The following is a 16,022-nucleotide window of genomic DNA, read 5'->3' as shown; positions in this document are numbered from 1 at the left end:
CACAGGGTTGCTCAGGAAGAACAGTGACACTTGTTCGGGCCCAGCCTCAAGGTTTGTGCGCTAAACTGCGGATTCCGACGAAGCTGGCCAGCTGTACCGATTTGAAGGCGGCCACCGTTCCGATTTGAAGCCGGCCATGGTTCCGATTTGATGTCGGTCACTTTGGACGGCCCTGTTCGGGTCGAGGTGGAAGGTCTCGGTGTTGTTGTTCTGGGTCAAGCCTCGGGCTGAGGCGCGCGGCTTTTGCGCAGGCTCTCGCCGGCGAGTTCGACACGATAGGTGTTGTGGATGACCCGATCGAGGATGGCGTCAGCCAGGGTCGGATTGCCGATGATTTCATACCAGCGGTCGATTGGGACCTGGCTGGTGATCAGGACGGAGCCGCGGTCGTATCGGTCTTCGACGATCTCCAAGAGGTCGCGACGCTGATCGGCGTTGAGAATCTCTGGACCCCAGTCGTCCAAGATCAGCAGATCGGCGCGCGACAGGGCGCGCAGCATCTTGGGCTAGCGGCCGTCGGCGCGGCCCACCGTTCCGGCCCGGGTCTCCCAGTCGCACTCACGGTAACCGTTGCGCTGAACCCGCCGATCAGGGGTCTTCTCGCCGTGCGCGGCGCCAGTCAGGCCGCCCACCAGCTCCATCAGCCGCTGGGCGGCGCAGCCGATCATCTCACGCAGAATATCGGCGTCGGGGCTCTTCTCCATCAGCCCGCGCAGGGCCATCATCTCGTCGGTCATCTTCGGTCCTTGGTTCAGGTTGAGCATCGCAACCCAACCCTACCGACGATCGTGGATGACCACCGCAGCCCCGCTCACTCGCTACGGCGCCCAATGAGGCGCGCTTCGCGAGCGGCGCTGCTACCGCCGCGGAGCTACACCACGGCCGGGGACACGACCCGGCCTATGGCCGGCTTCAAATCGGAACGCTGGTCGGCATCAACTCGGAACCACGGCCGACTTCGCATCGGAATACGTGGCCGGCTTGGATTGGAATTCGCACTAAACGACGCAAGCTGGCTCGAATGACGAACATCCAAGCCGCGGCGCCGGCTTTCCGCTGAGGGCAAGGCCAATGCCTGCGCAGACAACCGGCGCCGATCCCAAGGCCGTACGCCGCGTGCCTGATCCGGGCGCCGCGGACTTGCGTAAGCGGCTGCGGGGCCTAGCTGCGGAACGGCGCCGCTGCGCCTAGCCGAAGCCCGCGTCGTCATCGAGCGCTGGCGGATGGACTACAACCGCGTCACGCCGCACTCGGCGCACGGTGGACTGACGCCGGAGGCCGGGCGGCTGCGCAACTTGATCAGCGAGAAGGAAGGCGGTGCCCAGTGGTATTGCGCGTTCGACCCCGAACGAGTCGCCATCCTGCTCGTTGGCGGCGACAAGTCATCAGCCCGTTTGATGATTTCCTATTAGAACCAGCCCGAACTGACGCCTGAGGCCAACCTATGACTTCAGTCGTTGGATGGCCACATAGAGGCCGGTAACGCCCAGGAAAACCATCAAGCCCCCCAGGCCGCCAACGAGAACGCCGATCAATTTTCCGCTCCTTCGCGCTGTTCTTCCTGAACAACTCCTGAGACGCTTACAGGTTCGACCGGAGTGGCCTGACTTACGTTACGGCTCGTTCCGAGCATCCAGACCTATGACGCCCTTTACCCTATCACCGAACTACTATCGACACCTCGCAACGTGATCCGGTAGCAGCCTGTCCTTCACACGGAGAGCGGGACGGGCGCCGACTTCGGGCTGGGAGGAGAGCGGCGCCCGTCCCGAGCACATGGCGGCATCCAAGTGGATGGAAGATGGCCGTGTGACACGATGTCAACCGTAGGCGCGCGTCAGATCACCGTCCACCGGAAATCGACCACCTGAACCGCCCCGGGTTTCCCGGAGGCCATTTGGTTTGAGTTACGCCGCCATCGCCGTGTCGTCGAGGTTGGCGTTGTAGCGTTGCTCGGCCTCGGCGGGCGGGATGTTGCCGATCGGTTCGAGCAGTCGGCGGTTGTTGAACCAGTAGACCCATTCCGGCGTGGTGAACTCGACGGCTTCAAAGGACTGCCAGGGCCCGCGCCGGTGGATGACTTCGGCTTTGTTGAGGCCGTTGATGGTCTCGGCCAAGGCGTTGTCGTAGCTGTCGCCGACCGCGCCGTTGGGCGACGCGCTCGCGATAAGTCGATGGGGCGATCGGCAGGACCCTGCAGATCGCCTGCCGGCGTCGACCTCAGCCTTCTTCACCCATTCGTTGAGCGTCTGCCCCGTGCAGCCGATCTTCGCCGCGATCGAAACCACGGCCGCCCAGCGCGATGGGTGATCACGCTCGTGCTCCAAAACCATTTGCACCGCGCGCTCCCGCACCTCACGCAAAAACTTATTCGTCGTCTTGCTCGTCATTGCCTCTTCCTCTCAGGAGTTAAGGCCTCCGGCAAACCCGGGGCGGTTCAATATAAATCCCCGCCAGCTCTCTGAGCTCGCTCTGCGGATCGGCCGCGAGTTCCGCGGTCTCCTTCTTCCGATAATGCTTATTGCCCGCCGTGGCTCAGCGGGCGGTGGGTTGCCGGCCGCTTCGGGCTCATCTGGGACGTTGAGAAGGACCGCTTTACTCCCGATTGGATGGTACGAGACCGCGATGACGCGTGGTTGCAGTCAAAGACGGCTAGCCCTTCGGTCGAAGGGGTGGGGGTTAGCCCGGTGATGACCCGGGATGGTCGGGGGTGTGGTCGGGCACGAGATCAGCTACGGCCAGGCGGAAGCTTTCTGCGACCTTCTCCGCCATGCTCTGGCCCAGGCCGGCGTAACGCCCAGCTTCGCTCAGCCGGAAAAGTTGCGGCTCTCGAAGAGACAGGAGCGCGAAGTCGTCTGGGGCGCCGCCGTCCTCGTAGAGTTCGGGGAACAGGGATAGCGCCGCGTAGACCGTTCGCGGCGTGAGCTTGGGCTTCTGGGTGTTCCAGATATGCACTGCGGTCCCGGCGCGGCCGAGCCGCACACCAAAGTCGGGCGTGAAAGCGACCTTAAACAAGCCAGAGGAATGGGCGTAGGTGGCCGGCTTGTAGGTGAGAAACTCGCCTGGGTTCTCCGCGCGCCACGCCGCCAGACGCGTGAGCGCCTGCATCGCTGACAGCCGTTCGGAAGGCCGCTTGATCGCAGCCAATGTCGCCAGCACTTCGTCCAGCGGCGCGCCCTCGGCGAGAAGCCTCTGCGCCGCGCGCTTCATGCTGCGGTGGAAGTCGTAGCCGCGCCCCGTGGGGGAAACACGGCCGCGGATGGCGGTGTCGCGCGGACGCTCGTTCAACGAGATCAGCTTCAGGTAGGCGGAAAATCCAATGTTCGGCATGTGCCTCGGCTCCGGCTTTTGAGGAGAATCGTGTCGGGGGCTCACTTGATTTTGTCGCGGACCTGGGCCAGCGCCGAGGCGGCCGCCGTTTTGGCGGCGGCCGAGGCGCGCGGGTCGCGAAGGACTTTGCCGGCGGCGCTCGCGGCGCGCGCCGAAGTGGTTTCGTTACGAGACTTGGCCATTGGGCCCTCCATACCGGCAACGGGAATCGTCACCGCCCGCCGACCATGACTTGTTCCCAAAATGGGCGCAAGTTTATTGTTTCCATTATGGGATCATTAACTTGACAAGACGACTCGTGTAAGGCACAATGATGCGTGTGATCACCAGAGGCGCGCTTCAGACGTACTGGAAGCGACCCGGGCGCGAGGATGCTGAAGAGCCTCTCAAAGCTTGGTACGCCGAGGCCAAATCGGCGAACTGGACGTCACCTGCGGACATCAAGGCCCGTTATCGCTCGGCGAGTTTCGTCAGCGACAATCGGGTTGTGTTTAACATTGGTGGGAACAAGCACCGGCTTGTTGTCCACCTGAACTACGGGCTGGGGATCGTGTTGATTAAATTCGTCGGCTCTCATGCGGAGTACGACGCGATCGACGCGGCGACCGTTGGCGGAGGAGGCCGAACATGATGTTGGTGAAGCCTATTCGCAGCGAGAGCGATTACGAGGCTAACCTCGCCCGGCTGGGCGATCTTATCGACGCTGTGCCCGATACGCCTGAAGGCGACGAGCTCGAAGTCCTGGCGACCCTCATCGAGCGTTATGAGAACGATCGCTATCCCATTGCCCTGCCCACGCCATTGGCGGCGATCCGCTTCCGCATGGAGCAAGGCAACCTTACGCCGCGCGATCTTGAGGAGTACATCGGTTCGAGGGCCCGTGTTTCCGAGGTTCTGAGCGGTACCCGCCCGCTCTCGATCGGCATGATCCGATCGCTAAATGAGCATCTCGGCATTCCTGCCGAAGTGCTCATCCGCCCAGAACCCAGGCAGGAAGAGCGAGCATCGGTTGAACTCGCCAAGCCCGCCGCCAAGCAGTTGTTAGCGTGGGGTTTGATGCAGGCCAAGGAAAGCTTCGAAGCCTTCATGGCGCGCGGCCTTGGCGGTGGCCAAGCGCTCGCCATGCTCCGGAAGACTAGGACCGAGCGGACCAACGCCAAAACGGACTTCGTCGCCGTGCAAGCTTGGTGCGCGGCTGTCCTGCTACGCGCAGAGAACGCCACCGTGACAGGGCCCTTCGACCTGACGGAGGTGAGGAAGCTTGAGATCGTGCGTACCTTGGCCAAGCTGAGCATCCACGCCGACGGCCCCAGGCGCGCGCAGCAAACGCTGAGCGACCTCGGCATCATTCTCGTCATCCTGCCACACCTACCGGGCACCCATTTGGATGGCGCGGCCCTTCGCCGGCCAAAGGATGGAGCCCCTGTCATCGCGCTGACGCTGCGCCGCGACCGCATCGACAATTTCTGGTTCACCCTGCTCCACGAGCTGGCGCACGTGGCGTTCCACCTCACTGACGATCGGGCCTGCATCGTCGACGAACTCGATATCGGCAGTTCCGAGGCGATCGAGATGGAAGCCGATGAACTTGCCGGCACAGCTTTGATCCCAGATGAACAATGGGAGGCCTGGGACGTCAAAGGGACCTACACCGGCATCTCCGACATCCTGGCGTTCGCGCGGAAGATGGAGGTCAATCCGGCGATCGTCGCCGGGCGCTGGCAGAAGACCCATCGGGACTACCGCAAGTTCTCCAAATTGCTGGGTCACGGCACGGTGCGCCCCAATTTCACCGACCTTATTCCCGGCGTCGGTTAACACACGGTCGCGATAGTCCGGTGTCCGACTGGGCGTCGAAGTCTGCTCCTGGCGCACGGCCGCGGTTCGCAAGGCAAGCGTGCAACGAAGCACCACCGCCCTATATGGCGCTCGCCAATATCCGAAATCAGATTCATGTCTTTGCTCGCCAACGCCGTCGGTGCCATCCAGATCGCCATTGAAGACTTTGACTCGCCCGACGACCGGCGCGTCCATGCCGCAATCCGCAACCTGCACGCTGGGATCCTCCTGCTTTGTAAGGTGAAGCTTCAGCGGATGTCGCCGCCGGGATCAGACGAGGTCCTGCTGAAGCAGGGTGTCGAGCCGCACCAGACCCCGAACGGTGACATCATTTGGCACGGCACCGGGAGAAAAGAGCCGGCCCGGGTCCCGCGGGCGGCGCGGTGCTTTGAAGAGGTCGCGTTGAGCGATCCCGGTCGCCTGGAGATCCGTGAAACATTGCTCAAGGCGAGCATATCCCGTCGTTTGATCTCAATGCGGGGCTTTGGCCTGTGCATCGGCGTTGAAGCGGGACCCCGGCAATTATGCGCCTAGTGAATTGATTTCAATGCCAAAATCGGCTGGCGGGCGGGGTCCCGATCGGCGCACAGCGGGACCCCAGGCACCCATCATTTAGAGCGCCAATTCAATGCCTTAGACTGGTCTCGACGGGGTCCCGCTTCAACGCCGATGCACAGCCTGGGTGACACTGACGAAGGACACGCCGCTGCGATCAAACGCGTCGACGAGTTTGGCGAAGTCGCCGAGCGCGCGCGTGAGGCGATCGACCTTGTAGACAACCAGGATGTCCACGGACCCGGCTGAGATATCGGCCATCAGCCGTCGGAGCGCCGGCCGACGCATATCGCCACCGGAGTAGCCGCCATCATCATAAGGCTCAGCCGAGATGAGCCAACCCTCTCCGGCCTGGGACCGGATGTAGTCCTCGCAGGCACGTCGCTGAGCGTGGAGACTATTGAACGGCTGCTCCAGGCCTTCCTCGGTGCTCTTTCGAGTGTAGATCGCGCAGCGGATCCGCCGACCCTCATCCATTGGCGTTCCTCCGCCGCAGGCCGAAGAAGTGCGGGCCGTTCCATCTCGTGCCGGTGATCTCGCGCGCCACCTCGGACAGACTGCCGTACAGGGCGCCGCGATATCTCACGCCGCCAAGTTCGACCTCGACATGGTGCAAGACACCCTTGTACTCGCGGGTGAGGCTCGTTCCCACTGGCGGCGGCGCCGCTCGTGGGGTTCCCTTGCGCAGAAGCCGCGCCTTGGTGTCACCATCCAGTCCACCCCAGATTTCCGCCTGCAGGCGCCACGCGATCAGGAGCCGCAGCATTTGGGTGGACTGCAGCCGTGGCGACAATCCCCACCGCCGCTCCCAGAACCGGCGGAGCCCTTGTAATGACATGGACTCAACGGCCCTTATGGTCGCCTCGACATCGCCGAATGATGTTTCAGATGCGGTTTGCACTGATGTCTCCCAATCCGGGCGGACAAACAGGTCAGAAGGACACGGCGCGAACTCAGGGCGACTGGCCGGATACTACTCATCAGATCCTAGTTATGAAGAATAACGACATTGTGATGCGGCTTCTACGCTGTGAATTCGGAGACCATTGTCTTGTCGTCTGCTAGCACGCCGCTCAGTCACAGGTTTTCGCTCGCCCGATTTCGTGCGGACTCTACGAAGTGGCTTTCTGGGGTCGTGCCGCCGTACGCAAGTCCAAACAGCCGGCGCTGCTCGCACCATGACAATGGAATTTCACCTACGGGGTAGGTGATCGGCTCGCCGGTCAGGATGGCGCGCTGAATGTCGGGCGCCAGAAACGTCAATCGCGCCAAGCGCCGATCACGGCCACATTTCGGCGCGCGGGCTTTCGCAGCAGCGTCCGATCGAAGCCGTCCAGTTCGACGTTACGCCGGCGGCGCCCCGACCCGGAAGGCCGAGGTCGATACCGACCGCCGCGTCCCGGGCGGCGGGGCGAGCCACAGCGTGATTTGATCCCTGAGCCTTGGGAGGGTCTCCGCCCTCCTGACCGAGCCCGACCTTCTCCTTTTTATTGATTTAGATCAAAGATGACGCCTGCGTCATCTTTATGGTTCCGCTCAGGGCGTCCGAAAGGGACGCTAGGAACGGTGAGGAGAGGACTGTGAGCCCGTAGGGTCACGATCCTTCAAGCTCGGGTGATCGGGTCGACGGCCCTCCAGCGGCGAGCGGTCGAGCCTTGCGCCCACGTTCCTCAGGAGAGGATTCGAATGGCGAAGATCACCTACATCGAGAACGGCGGCACAGAACATCACGTGGATGTTCCGACCGGGTTGTCGGTGATGGACGGCGCCAGACGTTTCACCATTCCGGGGATCGATGGGGACTGCGGCGGCGCCTGCGCCTGCGCGACCTGCCATGTCTATGTCGAGGGAGGATGGGCAGAGCGCCTCCCGCCGATGGAGGAGATCGAGCATGACATGCTCGATTTCGCCTTCGACGTAAAAGAAAATAGCCGTCTCAGCTGCCAGATCAAGATCGATGACGGCCTTGATGGCCTCATCGTTAGAACGCCGCCGCGTCAATACTGAAAAACAAAGGGAGAGTTGTCATGACTATTTTAGAATCGAGCGCCGCCAAGCCGGAAGCCGACTGGAACGTCACCATGAACCCGGATGATCTCTACAAGACGGCGATGAATATCGCCTGGTCATTCCAGTACGACATGTCCGGCGACAAGGTCGAGGATCTCTACAAGCGGGCCAAGCAGAACCAGTGGGATTCCGACGAGTACCTGCCCTGGGACACCCAGGTCGACCCGTCCAAACCGCTGATCAACGACCGCTCGGACATCTATCACCAGATGCCCTTCTTCGCGAAGCTGTCGAAATCCCAGCAGGAAACCTTCACCGCCCACTCCACGGCCCAGCTCCTGTCCCAGTTCCTGCACGGCGAGCAGGGTGCGCTGATGACGGCGGCCTGCGTCACCCATTCGGTGCCCGATGCGACGGCCAAGCTCTATGCCGCCACCCAGACCATGGATGAGGCGCGCCACGTCGAGGTCTATGCGCGATACTGCGACAAGATCGCCATCGTCTATCCGATGTCCCTGTGGCTCAAGGCCCTGATCGACGCGACCCTGAAGTCGGATCGCTATGAGAAGGTCATGATCGGCATGAATATGATCGTCGAGGGGCTGGCCCTGGGCGCCTTCAACAACATGTACCGGACCACCCAGTGCGAACTGTTGAAGAAGCTGACCTTCAACGTGATGCGCGACGAGTCCCGCCACGTCTCCTTCGGCCACGCCTATCTGGGGCCGGTGATCGCCAAGCTGCACAAGGACGAGGTCGAGGATCTGGCCGACTTCGCCTTCCAGGCGGTCAGCATCCTGGCGCACAGCGGTACGGCGGGAACCATCGCCAGCCGTGTGGATCCGGGATTCATGCAGGTGCTCGAAAACAGCAACATCGATCCTGATGACTTCTTCAAGGGGCTGCAGGAAGCCGAGTCTATGGGCATCACCCAGGAACTGCCGCCCGGCCAAATCCACTCGATGAAGGACTTGATGATGCCGGCCCTGGCCCGGGTTGGCCTGCTCACCCCCACCGTCCGGAAGAAGTACGAGGAGGCCGGCATTCCGGTGTTTGACGATCCGAGGGTGCTGCAGGAGATGGAAGGGGGCCATCCCGTCGCGATCTGAGCCGCCGAGAGGCCAAGACCGACGCCCCGGGGCATCCTCGGGGCGTCGGTAAGGCGCGAAGGAACATGGACATGAGCGAGACCACACATCCAGCGGACGCGAGCCTCCAGGGGTTTCACGAAACCGTGCTCGACGGTCTGCCGGAAGCCGTTATCGTCGCCGCGCCCGATGGCCTGATCACTTTCGTCAACGCGGCGACCGAGACCCTGCTCGGCTATGGCGCCGGAGAGGTGGTCGGCAAGGCCATAAGCGTCCTGGTGCCGCCCCAACCGGGACGCCGGGCCGATCCGGTCAAGTGGCTGGCCCGTTGGGCGACCGAACCCGACCTGGAACAGTCCCGCTTCTTGGACCTCACCGCCCGTCGCCGGGACGGCCGGGAAATGCCCGTCGAGGTGCGCGTTCGCGAAGGCCGGATCGGCGACCGTCAGCGATACTTCATCACCGTGCGCGACAACACCGCGCGGCGGCAGGAGCAGGTCGCGCTGAAGGACAGCAATCTCAGGGCCGCGCGCATCCTGATGGTGGCCGAAGACGCCATAGTCTCGATCGATGCGGATCAGAAGATCATCATCTTCAATCTCGCTGCCGAGCAGATGTTCGGCTACCGAGCCGAGGAGGTGCTTGGCCAGCCACTCACCATGCTGATCCCGCCGCAGGCGCGCGCGACGCACACCGGATACGTCGAGAGCTTCCGCGACTCCAAACAGGCGTCCCGGATGATGAGCGAGCGCTCGGAGGTCCGAGGTTGCCGTCGGTCCGGCGAGAGCTTTCCCCTGGAGGCCACCATCACCAAGGTGATGGCCGCCGGCGCCCTGACCTATACCGCCCATCTGCGCGACGTGACGGAGCGCAACCGCGCCCGCGACAAGTTGCAGGAGAGCGAGCGGCGCATCCGCGCGGTGTTCGACCACGCCGCCGAGGCGATCGCCCTGTTGAGCCCGGACGGCGCCATCGTGGAGATCAACCGGGCTGGCGAGGCTCTGACAACCTCCGACCATCCCCTCATCGGCGCCCCGCTCTGGGAGGCGCCCTGGCTCGGCGTCGATCTGGCGGTGGGGCCGATTGCGGCCGAGGGCCTTCAGGCGGCGATCCGGACCGCGGCGTCCGGAACGGTGACGTGGATGGCCGTGGAATTGGCGAAAGACGGCAAGCCATTGCCGATCGATGTGCGCTTGACGCCGATCGCTGACGCCCAAGGCCGTGTCGTCTATGTCCTGGTGGAGGGGCGTTTCGACGCCTGAGGCGGGACAGCCGATCTTGGCGCCGGTCGCGCGAGTTCCCTGACCTGGCGCCTCTTGGCCGCCGCTAACCCGTCTCGCCGGTGGCCATCTGGAACAGGGTCAGCGCCACCTCCAGCAGGATCAGCCCGACCACGATGGCCTCCAGGCGCAGGGAGCGCTCGGTGCGCGAGCTGCGGATTCAGAGCGAAGGAAGGCCGCTACATGTCTTCTAAGCCTTCGATCCGCGCCGATCGGCAATTCTGCTGATTGGAGGCGATAAAACCGGGGACGCACGCTTCTATGAGCGGCTGATCCTGGTCTTCGCCCGGCCGCGCCTTGGCCAACGCCTTGCGGGTTGTGCATCGGCGTTGAAGCGGGACCCCGGCAATTATGCGCCTAGTGAATTGATTTCAATGCCAAAATCGGCTGGCGGGCGGGGTCCCGATCGGCGCACAGCGGGACCCCAGGCACCCATCATTTAGAGCGCCAATTCAATGCCTTAGACTGGTCTCGACGGGGTCCCGCTTCAACGCCGATGCACACGCGAGGGGACGCTAGGCCCGCAAGAGCGCCATTGGCTGGCCCGGATCGAGGACGCCAGCAAGGCGCTGCATTCAATCGTCAACGATGTGCTGGACTTCTCCAAACTGGAAGAGGGCGCCGTCGAGCTGGAGAGCGAGCCATTCGGTCTGCGCAAGCTAGTCGAAGACACCGTGGCCCTTCTGGCGGATCAGGCAGAGCGCAAGGGTGTCGGCCTGGCGATTTTCGTGGATGACGGGCTTTGTGATGGGCTGAGGGGCGACACCGGGCGGTTGCGGCAGATCCTGCTCAACCTGATCTGCAACGCCGTGAAGTTCACCAATCATGGCGGGGTGACGATCCGGGTTAGCGAGGACGTAGGGGCCGGCGGCCCGCCCCAAGTCCGGTTCGCCATTTCCGACACCGGTATCGGCATTCCGGACGCCGCCCTGGACCAGATGTTCCAACGCTTCGTGCAGGCCGACGGATCGGTCTCGCGAGAGTTTGGCGGCACCGGCCTGGGCTTGGCCATCTGTCGCCGGCTGGTGGAGCTGATGGGCGGAGAGATCGGGGTCGAGAGCCGGGTTGGATCGGGCTCGACGTTTTGGTTCTCGGTCGCCCTGGCGCCGGCCGCCCATGTCGAACAGCCGGGCGCCGAGGACCTTGCCATCGACGCGGGCGCGGTGCGCCTGCTGCTGGTGGAAGACACCGAGGCGAACCAGGAGCTGGTCTCCACGATTCTCCGCTCGGTCGGCGTCGAGGTCGACATCGTCTCGAACGGCGCCGAGGCGGTCGAGGCGGTGCAGGTCTGCGCCTATGACCTGGTGCTCATGGACGTGCATATGCCGGTAATGGGCGGTGTCCAGGCGACCCAGATCATCCGAAGCCTGGGCGGCGGCGGATCGCGCCGCCGAGCCCGCGCCGCAAGACCTGCGGGCCTGAATCCGCGATTTCGAAACCGACCGTCACCGCCGATCGCCACCGCGCCGGTTCGGACTGTCGGAACTTAATTTCCGATAATGTCGATCCACGACAGATCGGGAAACGCCTTACCGCATAAGACTTCTAAGTCATTGATTTCTGATAAGATACATTAGGCGCTAAACCTGTCGGCGGATTCCTCACTCTCCCGACGCCTCTTCCGCGCGCCTTAGAGTTGCCAGTTGGGGCTCCAACAGTTCGATCGCGTAGTCGCGAATCTGCTCGGCGTCAGCGAGATCCTGCTTGATCAGGTCACCGACGTGGGCAAGCGCCATCCGCACGAAGGACATGCAGACGATCGCCCGTCGCTCGGGAACGGTCAGCGCCCGAAGCGGCCGCATCAGCCCCTCGATCACCGCGTCTGTACGCTGATCGAGCTCGGATAGGCCTTCGGCTGAACGGATGTCGGGTCGCCAGGCGTGCCGGGCGTCGAGCCTGCCTTGATAGCCCCACTCCAGGCTGGCCAGGCCGTCTTGCTCGACCTGGTCTGCGAGGGCCCGAAGAAGGCTCGCCGCCTCGAACCGACGATCCTGGCTGGAGCTTTTGTAGATGACCCCGCTGACAGCCGCAGCGACGAAGGCTTCCGCAATATCCTAGCCGATCTCGGCGCGAGGTTGGTTCAGGGCCGCCGAGTCAAATTCTCGCAGCTTGAAGAAGGCGTTGAGCGCGAGGTCGTAGACCTGCGCCTTGTACTTCGTGCGCTCCGAAGTGTCGTTCATGCCACCCTTATCCTTCCAACCGCTCTCCTGGGCGACGCCTAGCCCTGATATTGTGAAGTCAATGTAAGTCGAAGACCAGGAAAGCCTAGCTGGATGCTGTACGCATGGATCGACAGTGTGAAGCGCCCTCCCCTGACGAAGGGAGAGCGCACCACGGGCCTCGACTGCGGCGGGCGGATCAACGGCGGCCTGCCGGTGCGAAAGGGCGAGTTTGCGCTCTGCAGGGTGCCGCGCGATCAGTTCGTCCGATCAGTTCAAGGGCTCGTCTGAGCATGGCCGAAGGCAACGTGCGCGTGAATCTGGGCGGCGGGCTGGCCGCCTATCTGGCCGCCGCTGACGAGACGACGGCCAAGTTGCTGGCGTCGGATGATCCCCTGGTCGCCACGCTTCGGGAATACGATCTGCATTTCCGCACCCGGCTATGGAGCGCAGGGGCGCCGGACGCCATGGCCCTCATCATCCTGTTCATGAACGCCTACCAGCTGTTCCTGGCCGGCGTGCGCACGGCGCTCAGCGGCCACACCGTGGCGGTCTTCCCCCTGTTGCGCACGGCGTTGGAATCGGCGGCCTATGGTGGATTGATCGCGGCGAAGCCCGAGCTGACGACAGTCTGGACCGACCGCCATCGTGACGACGCGGCCAGGAACGCCTGCCGCAAGGCTTTCACCTTTGCCAAGGCGATCGCGCCCCTGAAGAATCGGGCGCCGGACATCCATGAGCTGGCGATCCTGGCATATGACAGCGCGATCGACTTTGGCGCCCACCCCAACATCAAGGGCGTGTTCGGCCACGTCTCGCTCGACGAAGACCGCCCAGACGAGTTCATCGCGGTGACTCACACGAGCCTATACAGCGCGCGCCACATCGAGACGGTCCGCGGCCTCTGCGCCTGCCTCGATTTCGGCCTGGCGATCATCGGCGCCATCGCCCTGGCGGGCATCTCCCCCACCGAGCAAGTCGCAGGCGAGCTGCAAGCCCTCAACGACGCCAAGAACGCCGCCACCGAGCCTTATTCCGCACCGCGATGACCGGCCGCGGCATGAGTAATCGCTCACATCAAGATCGACAATCGTTCCTCGAACGCCACGCCTTCAAATACAGCGCGACGCGCACCCGATACATGGCGTCAGTGAGGTTTAACGACAGGCGTCGCGCCTCGACGGATAACCACTCCTAAGCTTCGCTATTGCTCGGATGACGAGCGTCCCGTCAGGGGCTACCATCTGCCAAATAGTGGCTGCGTCAGGTGGCGGGGGGCGCATGGCAGACTTGAGTCTCGTTGAATGGGCCGGAAAGCAAGCTGCCTGGGTTCAAGATTCACTGCGCCGGATATCCACGACCGCTGGGTTTATGGTCAGCGAGGAGGACCGCAAGGCGATCCTTGATCGGATCGAATATGCAGCGGGCGGCATCGGCGATGAGCCGGCGTGCGATGCGTTGACGGCTGAGCACCTATCACAATGCTCCGAAACTGGACCCCGCGCCGTATTGGCGTCGATCGGACCGCTCCAGAACATCGACCGTTTAGCGAAGGATCAGCGGCTGCGCTTTGCGCCCACCGGGGTCACGCTGATTTTCGGGGAAAACGGCAGCGGGAAGAGCGGGTATGCGCGGATCGCGAAACGGCTGTGTCGAAGCCTTTCAATCGACGAGCTGAAGGGCGACGTCTTCAAGGTCAAACCGGACGGGCCGCTTCAGGTGAAGCTGCGTTTCCAGATCGGCGACGACCCGGTCACCGAACTCGATTGGGTTCCGACAACACCGCCGCCGCCTGCGCTGAAGCAGATCTCGGTGTTCGACAGCAAGAACGCGCGCCTCTATGTCGATCAGCAAAATCGTATTGCATACCTCCCCGTCGAGATCGCCGTTTTGGAGCATCATGGGCAGCTATGTGGCGCGTTCGGCACAGAGTTTTCGACGCATCAGGCTGCCATTGAGAAACGCCTGAAGACGCCCCTGCCCGCCGGCTACACCCCCGGCGGAAAGATGCAGGCGTTTCTTGCACGGTTGGATTCGAAATCGCAGACGATCCCCACGAAGACCGAGATCGAAAACCTCGCGGGCTTGAGCTCTGGCGAGATCGATGAGTTGAAAGCCCTGGAGCGTAAGCTTCTCCAAGATCCAGTCGCCCAGGCCGCCACGCGGCGGCGCGCGTCCCAGGTTATGGCGCGACTGCTTGAAGTCCTCACATCGTTTGAGAACGGCTTCTCCGATGCCGCGTTGGCGGCGCTTGGGAAGTTGATCGATGAGGCTCACACGACGGCGAGCGCGGCCGGCCTGGCGGCGACGGCCCAGTTCGCCAATGAGCCCATGGCTGGGGCGGGCGGCGAGGCCTGGCGGCTTCTTTATCAAGCTGCGCGCGATTTCGCGGTGTTGTCGGGAGGGCCGGCGGACAAGATCGCGGATCAGATCGGTGACACCTGCCCCCTGTGCCAAGAGTCTCTCGGCGAGACGGCCGCCGCCCGGATGGCGCGGTTCAATGCGTTTGTGCAAAGCGAAGCGGCTAAAAAGGCAGACGCCGCGCGAGAGGCCCTCGATACAGCTAAGGCGGCCCTGGAGGGCTTGGTCGTCCCGCCCACCGAGGTCGTCGCCAACAGCTTGACCGGATATGCCGGGATAGATGCAACGCGGGCCGCCGCGGTCATCCAGATCGAAGCCGCCCTGACTGCCTACGTCGCCCGGCGAAAGGCGATGATCGATCGGACCACTGACCCGGCGCTCGAAGTGCCGCCCCTGCCCGCGTCCCTACGCACCATCGTAGCGGCCGACATCGAGAAGCTCGATGTTGAAGCGGCGCAGTTGGAAGCCACAGCTACCCATGCCGCTGCATTGGATGCGGACCGGAACCGCATCGCCGAGCTGAAGGACCGTAGCAAGCTTCACGACGATCTCGCGACTGTCCTACAGCGGGCTGAAGAGCTGCGCGACCTGGCAGCGATCAAGGCCTGCCAAACACAGGTCCAAACCCGAGCCATATCGCTCCAGATCAGCACACTCCGGCGCAAGCTCGTCACGGAAAACCTTCAATCGCGCATCCAGGCTGAGATCACGCGGTTCGACCTCGACCACATTCCGTTCCGGGTCAGCGACTCGAGCGAGCAAGGCCAAAGCAAATTTGCCGTTGGGCTACACGGCGTCGACAAGATCGCCAACAACCAGATTTTAAGCGAGGGCGAACAACGCGCCCTTGCCCTCGCTTGCTTCCTGGCGGAGATCGCGGATGAAGGCGCCACCTACGGCTTGGTCGTCGACGACCCCGTCTCCTCGCTCGACCAGCGCCGAATCCGGCTGGTGGCTCAGCGGCTGGTGCAGGAGGCTGTGAAGGGCCGACAGGTTGTGGTGTTCACCCACAATCTGGTGTTTTTCAATGAAATGGTGTCCGAGGCGGCGCGCGTTGGCGACGGCGCGCCCTTGATCAAAATTTTTGTCCGAAAGACTGAAGCCGACGGTTTCGGCGTTGTCGAGGAGGACACCGAGCCGTGGTTGGCGAAAAGCGTCAACGCCCGGATCAACGATCTCCGAGCCCGCGCCAAGGTGCTGGCCACTGGGACCGATTTCACTGGAGACGACTATCGCCGCTCCGCGAAGGACTTCTATTCCGACCTGCGGGAGACCTGGGAGCGTTGCGTCGAGGAGATCGTCCTCAACAAGACTGTCCAGCGACTAGAGCGGGCCGCGTTTTGACGGAATCGGGATTCCCAAATCAGGGCTGATCTGATTCATCCTCTCTGCTGGAGGAG

Annotated in this window: 16 protein-coding genes and 3 pseudogenes; 10 read left to right on the top strand and 9 right to left on the bottom strand. The window is 63.1% G+C overall.

All coding sequences use genetic code 11. The features are described 5' to 3' along the window. Window positions 1-215 precede the first annotated feature (215 nt). Window positions 216-500 (bottom strand): annotated as a pseudogene (locus tag OCL97_RS19685) (ATP-binding protein); the annotation flags it as partial. A 27-nt stretch (window positions 501-527) separates the two neighbouring features. Continuing rightward, window positions 528-737 (bottom strand): annotated as a pseudogene (locus OCL97_RS19680) (transposase); the annotation flags it as partial. A gap of 444 nt (window positions 738-1,181) precedes the next feature. On the opposite strand from OCL97_RS19680, the gene OCL97_RS19675 reads away from it, so the two are divergent. After that, entirely contained in the window at window positions 1,182-1,412 is a 231-nt protein-coding gene (locus tag OCL97_RS19675) for an integrase core domain-containing protein (RefSeq protein WP_377371456.1), read from the top strand. Window positions 1,413-1,907: 495 nt separating this feature from the next. Here the strand turns inward: OCL97_RS19675 and OCL97_RS19670 are convergent. From OCL97_RS19670 to OCL97_RS19660, 3 genes and pseudogenes are all read right to left on the bottom strand, one after another. Continuing rightward, window positions 1,908-2,147, bottom strand: a pseudogene (locus OCL97_RS19670) (integrase core domain-containing protein); the annotation flags it as partial. 532 nt (window positions 2,148-2,679) lie between these two features. After that, complete coding sequence (locus OCL97_RS19665) at window positions 2,680-3,330, bottom strand: hypothetical protein (RefSeq protein ID WP_377371446.1); 651 nt, start codon at window positions 3,328-3,330, stop codon at window positions 2,680-2,682. 41 nt (window positions 3,331-3,371) lie between these two features. Continuing rightward, a complete protein-coding gene (locus OCL97_RS19660) occupies window positions 3,372-3,512 on the bottom strand; it encodes a hypothetical protein (protein ID WP_377371445.1) in 141 nt (46 codons plus the stop codon). Between the two features lie 128 nt (window positions 3,513-3,640). Between OCL97_RS19660 and OCL97_RS19655 the strand changes: the two genes are divergently transcribed. From OCL97_RS19655 to OCL97_RS19645, 3 genes are all read left to right on the top strand, one after another. Next, window positions 3,641-3,961 (top strand): type II toxin-antitoxin system HigB family toxin, encoded by a 321-nt coding sequence (locus tag OCL97_RS19655; RefSeq protein WP_377371444.1) that lies wholly within the window; start codon window positions 3,641-3,643, stop codon window positions 3,959-3,961. Beyond that, a complete protein-coding gene (locus OCL97_RS19650; RefSeq protein ID WP_377371443.1) occupies window positions 3,958-5,148 on the top strand; it encodes an ImmA/IrrE family metallo-endopeptidase in 1,191 nt (396 codons plus the stop codon). The genes OCL97_RS19655 and OCL97_RS19650 overlap by 4 nt, the downstream gene beginning before the upstream one ends. 135 nt (window positions 5,149-5,283) lie before the next feature. After that, window positions 5,284-5,703, top strand: coding sequence for a hypothetical protein (locus OCL97_RS19645; RefSeq protein WP_377371442.1), 420 nt, complete (start codon window positions 5,284-5,286; stop codon window positions 5,701-5,703). Window positions 5,704-5,829: 126 nt separating this feature from the next. Here the strand turns inward: OCL97_RS19645 and OCL97_RS19640 are convergent, their stop codons facing one another. Continuing rightward, the gene (locus OCL97_RS19640) at window positions 5,830-6,201 is read right to left on the bottom strand and encodes a recombinase family protein (protein ID WP_377371441.1); all 372 of its coding nucleotides are present in this window, start codon (window positions 6,199-6,201) and stop codon (window positions 5,830-5,832) included. Further along, on the bottom strand, window positions 6,194-6,625 hold the full coding sequence (locus OCL97_RS19635; RefSeq protein WP_377371440.1) for a DUF2924 domain-containing protein: 432 nt from the start codon (window positions 6,623-6,625) through the stop codon (window positions 6,194-6,196). The genes OCL97_RS19640 and OCL97_RS19635 overlap by 8 nt, the downstream gene beginning before the upstream one ends. A 785-nt stretch (window positions 6,626-7,410) precedes the next feature. Here OCL97_RS19635 and OCL97_RS19630 point away from each other — a divergent pair. The 4 genes from OCL97_RS19630 (at window position 7,411) to OCL97_RS19615 (ending at window position 11,592) form a co-directional block, all read left to right on the top strand. Next, complete coding sequence (locus OCL97_RS19630) at window positions 7,411-7,731, top strand: 2Fe-2S iron-sulfur cluster-binding protein (RefSeq protein ID WP_377371439.1); 321 nt, start codon at window positions 7,411-7,413, stop codon at window positions 7,729-7,731. 20 nt (window positions 7,732-7,751) lie between these two features. After that, window positions 7,752-8,843: a ferritin-like domain-containing protein gene (locus tag OCL97_RS19625; RefSeq protein WP_377371438.1), complete on the top strand. Its 1,092-nt coding sequence runs from the start codon at window positions 7,752-7,754 to the stop codon at window positions 8,841-8,843. Between the two features lie 71 nt (window positions 8,844-8,914). Beyond that, window positions 8,915-10,084: a PAS domain-containing protein gene (locus OCL97_RS19620; RefSeq protein ID WP_377371437.1), complete on the top strand. Its 1,170-nt coding sequence runs from the start codon at window positions 8,915-8,917 to the stop codon at window positions 10,082-10,084. 608 nt (window positions 10,085-10,692) lie between these two features. Next, complete coding sequence (locus OCL97_RS19615; protein WP_377371435.1) at window positions 10,693-11,592, top strand: ATP-binding protein; 900 nt, start codon at window positions 10,693-10,695, stop codon at window positions 11,590-11,592. 111 nt (window positions 11,593-11,703) lie between these two features. On the opposite strand, the gene OCL97_RS19610 is transcribed toward OCL97_RS19615, so the two are convergent. Continuing rightward, window positions 11,704-11,919: a hypothetical protein gene (locus OCL97_RS19610; protein ID WP_377371434.1), complete on the bottom strand. Its 216-nt coding sequence runs from the start codon at window positions 11,917-11,919 to the stop codon at window positions 11,704-11,706. A 237-nt stretch (window positions 11,920-12,156) separates the two neighbouring features. Further along, window positions 12,157-12,282, bottom strand: a complete 126-nt coding sequence (locus OCL97_RS19605) for a hypothetical protein (protein ID WP_377371433.1) — start codon at window positions 12,280-12,282, stop codon at window positions 12,157-12,159. Window positions 12,283-12,554: 272 nt separating this feature from the next. Here OCL97_RS19605 and OCL97_RS19600 point away from each other — a divergent pair, with 272 nt between their 5' ends. Both OCL97_RS19600 and OCL97_RS19595 read left to right on the top strand, forming a co-directional pair. Further along, window positions 12,555-13,310, top strand: a complete 756-nt coding sequence (locus OCL97_RS19600) for a hypothetical protein (RefSeq protein WP_377371432.1) — start codon at window positions 12,555-12,557, stop codon at window positions 13,308-13,310. 232 nt (window positions 13,311-13,542) lie between these two features. Further along, the gene (locus OCL97_RS19595; protein ID WP_377371431.1) at window positions 13,543-15,966 is read left to right on the top strand and encodes an AAA family ATPase; all 2,424 of its coding nucleotides are present in this window, start codon (window positions 13,543-13,545) and stop codon (window positions 15,964-15,966) included. Window positions 15,967-16,022 lie beyond the last annotated feature (56 nt).

It is taken from the genome of Phenylobacterium ferrooxidans (assembly GCF_042714595.1).
Classification (GTDB): Bacteria; Pseudomonadota; Alphaproteobacteria; order Caulobacterales; family Caulobacteraceae; genus Phenylobacterium; species Phenylobacterium ferrooxidans.
Note: the sequence above shows the minus strand (reverse complement) of the source record. Positions and strands in the feature narration are given on the sequence as shown.

Excerpts from the sequence above, each read along its gene's own strand:
- OCL97_RS19600 (WP_377371432.1), top strand. The coding sequence starts at position 12,555 with ATGGCCGAAGGCAACGTGCGCGTGAATCTGGGCGGCGGGCTGGCCGCC.
- OCL97_RS19640 (WP_377371441.1), bottom strand. The coding sequence starts at position 6,201 with ATGGATGAGGGTCGGCGGATCCGCTGCGCGATCTACACTCGAAAGAGC.
- OCL97_RS19605 (WP_377371433.1), bottom strand. The coding sequence starts at position 12,282 with ATGAACGACACTTCGGAGCGCACGAAGTACAAGGCGCAGGTCTACGAC.
- OCL97_RS19625 (WP_377371438.1), top strand. The coding sequence starts at position 7,752 with ATGACTATTTTAGAATCGAGCGCCGCCAAGCCGGAAGCCGACTGGAAC.
- OCL97_RS19665 (WP_377371446.1), bottom strand. The coding sequence starts at position 3,330 with ATGCCGAACATTGGATTTTCCGCCTACCTGAAGCTGATCTCGTTGAAC.
- OCL97_RS19630 (WP_377371439.1), top strand. The coding sequence starts at position 7,411 with ATGGCGAAGATCACCTACATCGAGAACGGCGGCACAGAACATCACGTG.
- OCL97_RS19645 (WP_377371442.1), top strand. The coding sequence starts at position 5,284 with ATGTCTTTGCTCGCCAACGCCGTCGGTGCCATCCAGATCGCCATTGAA.
- OCL97_RS19650 (WP_377371443.1), top strand. The coding sequence starts at position 3,958 with ATGATGTTGGTGAAGCCTATTCGCAGCGAGAGCGATTACGAGGCTAAC.
- OCL97_RS19595 (WP_377371431.1), top strand. The coding sequence starts at position 13,543 with ATGGCAGACTTGAGTCTCGTTGAATGGGCCGGAAAGCAAGCTGCCTGG.
- OCL97_RS19660 (WP_377371445.1), bottom strand. The coding sequence starts at position 3,512 with ATGGCCAAGTCTCGTAACGAAACCACTTCGGCGCGCGCCGCGAGCGCC.
- OCL97_RS19620 (WP_377371437.1), top strand. The coding sequence starts at position 8,915 with ATGAGCGAGACCACACATCCAGCGGACGCGAGCCTCCAGGGGTTTCAC.
- OCL97_RS19655 (WP_377371444.1), top strand. The coding sequence starts at position 3,641 with ATGATGCGTGTGATCACCAGAGGCGCGCTTCAGACGTACTGGAAGCGA.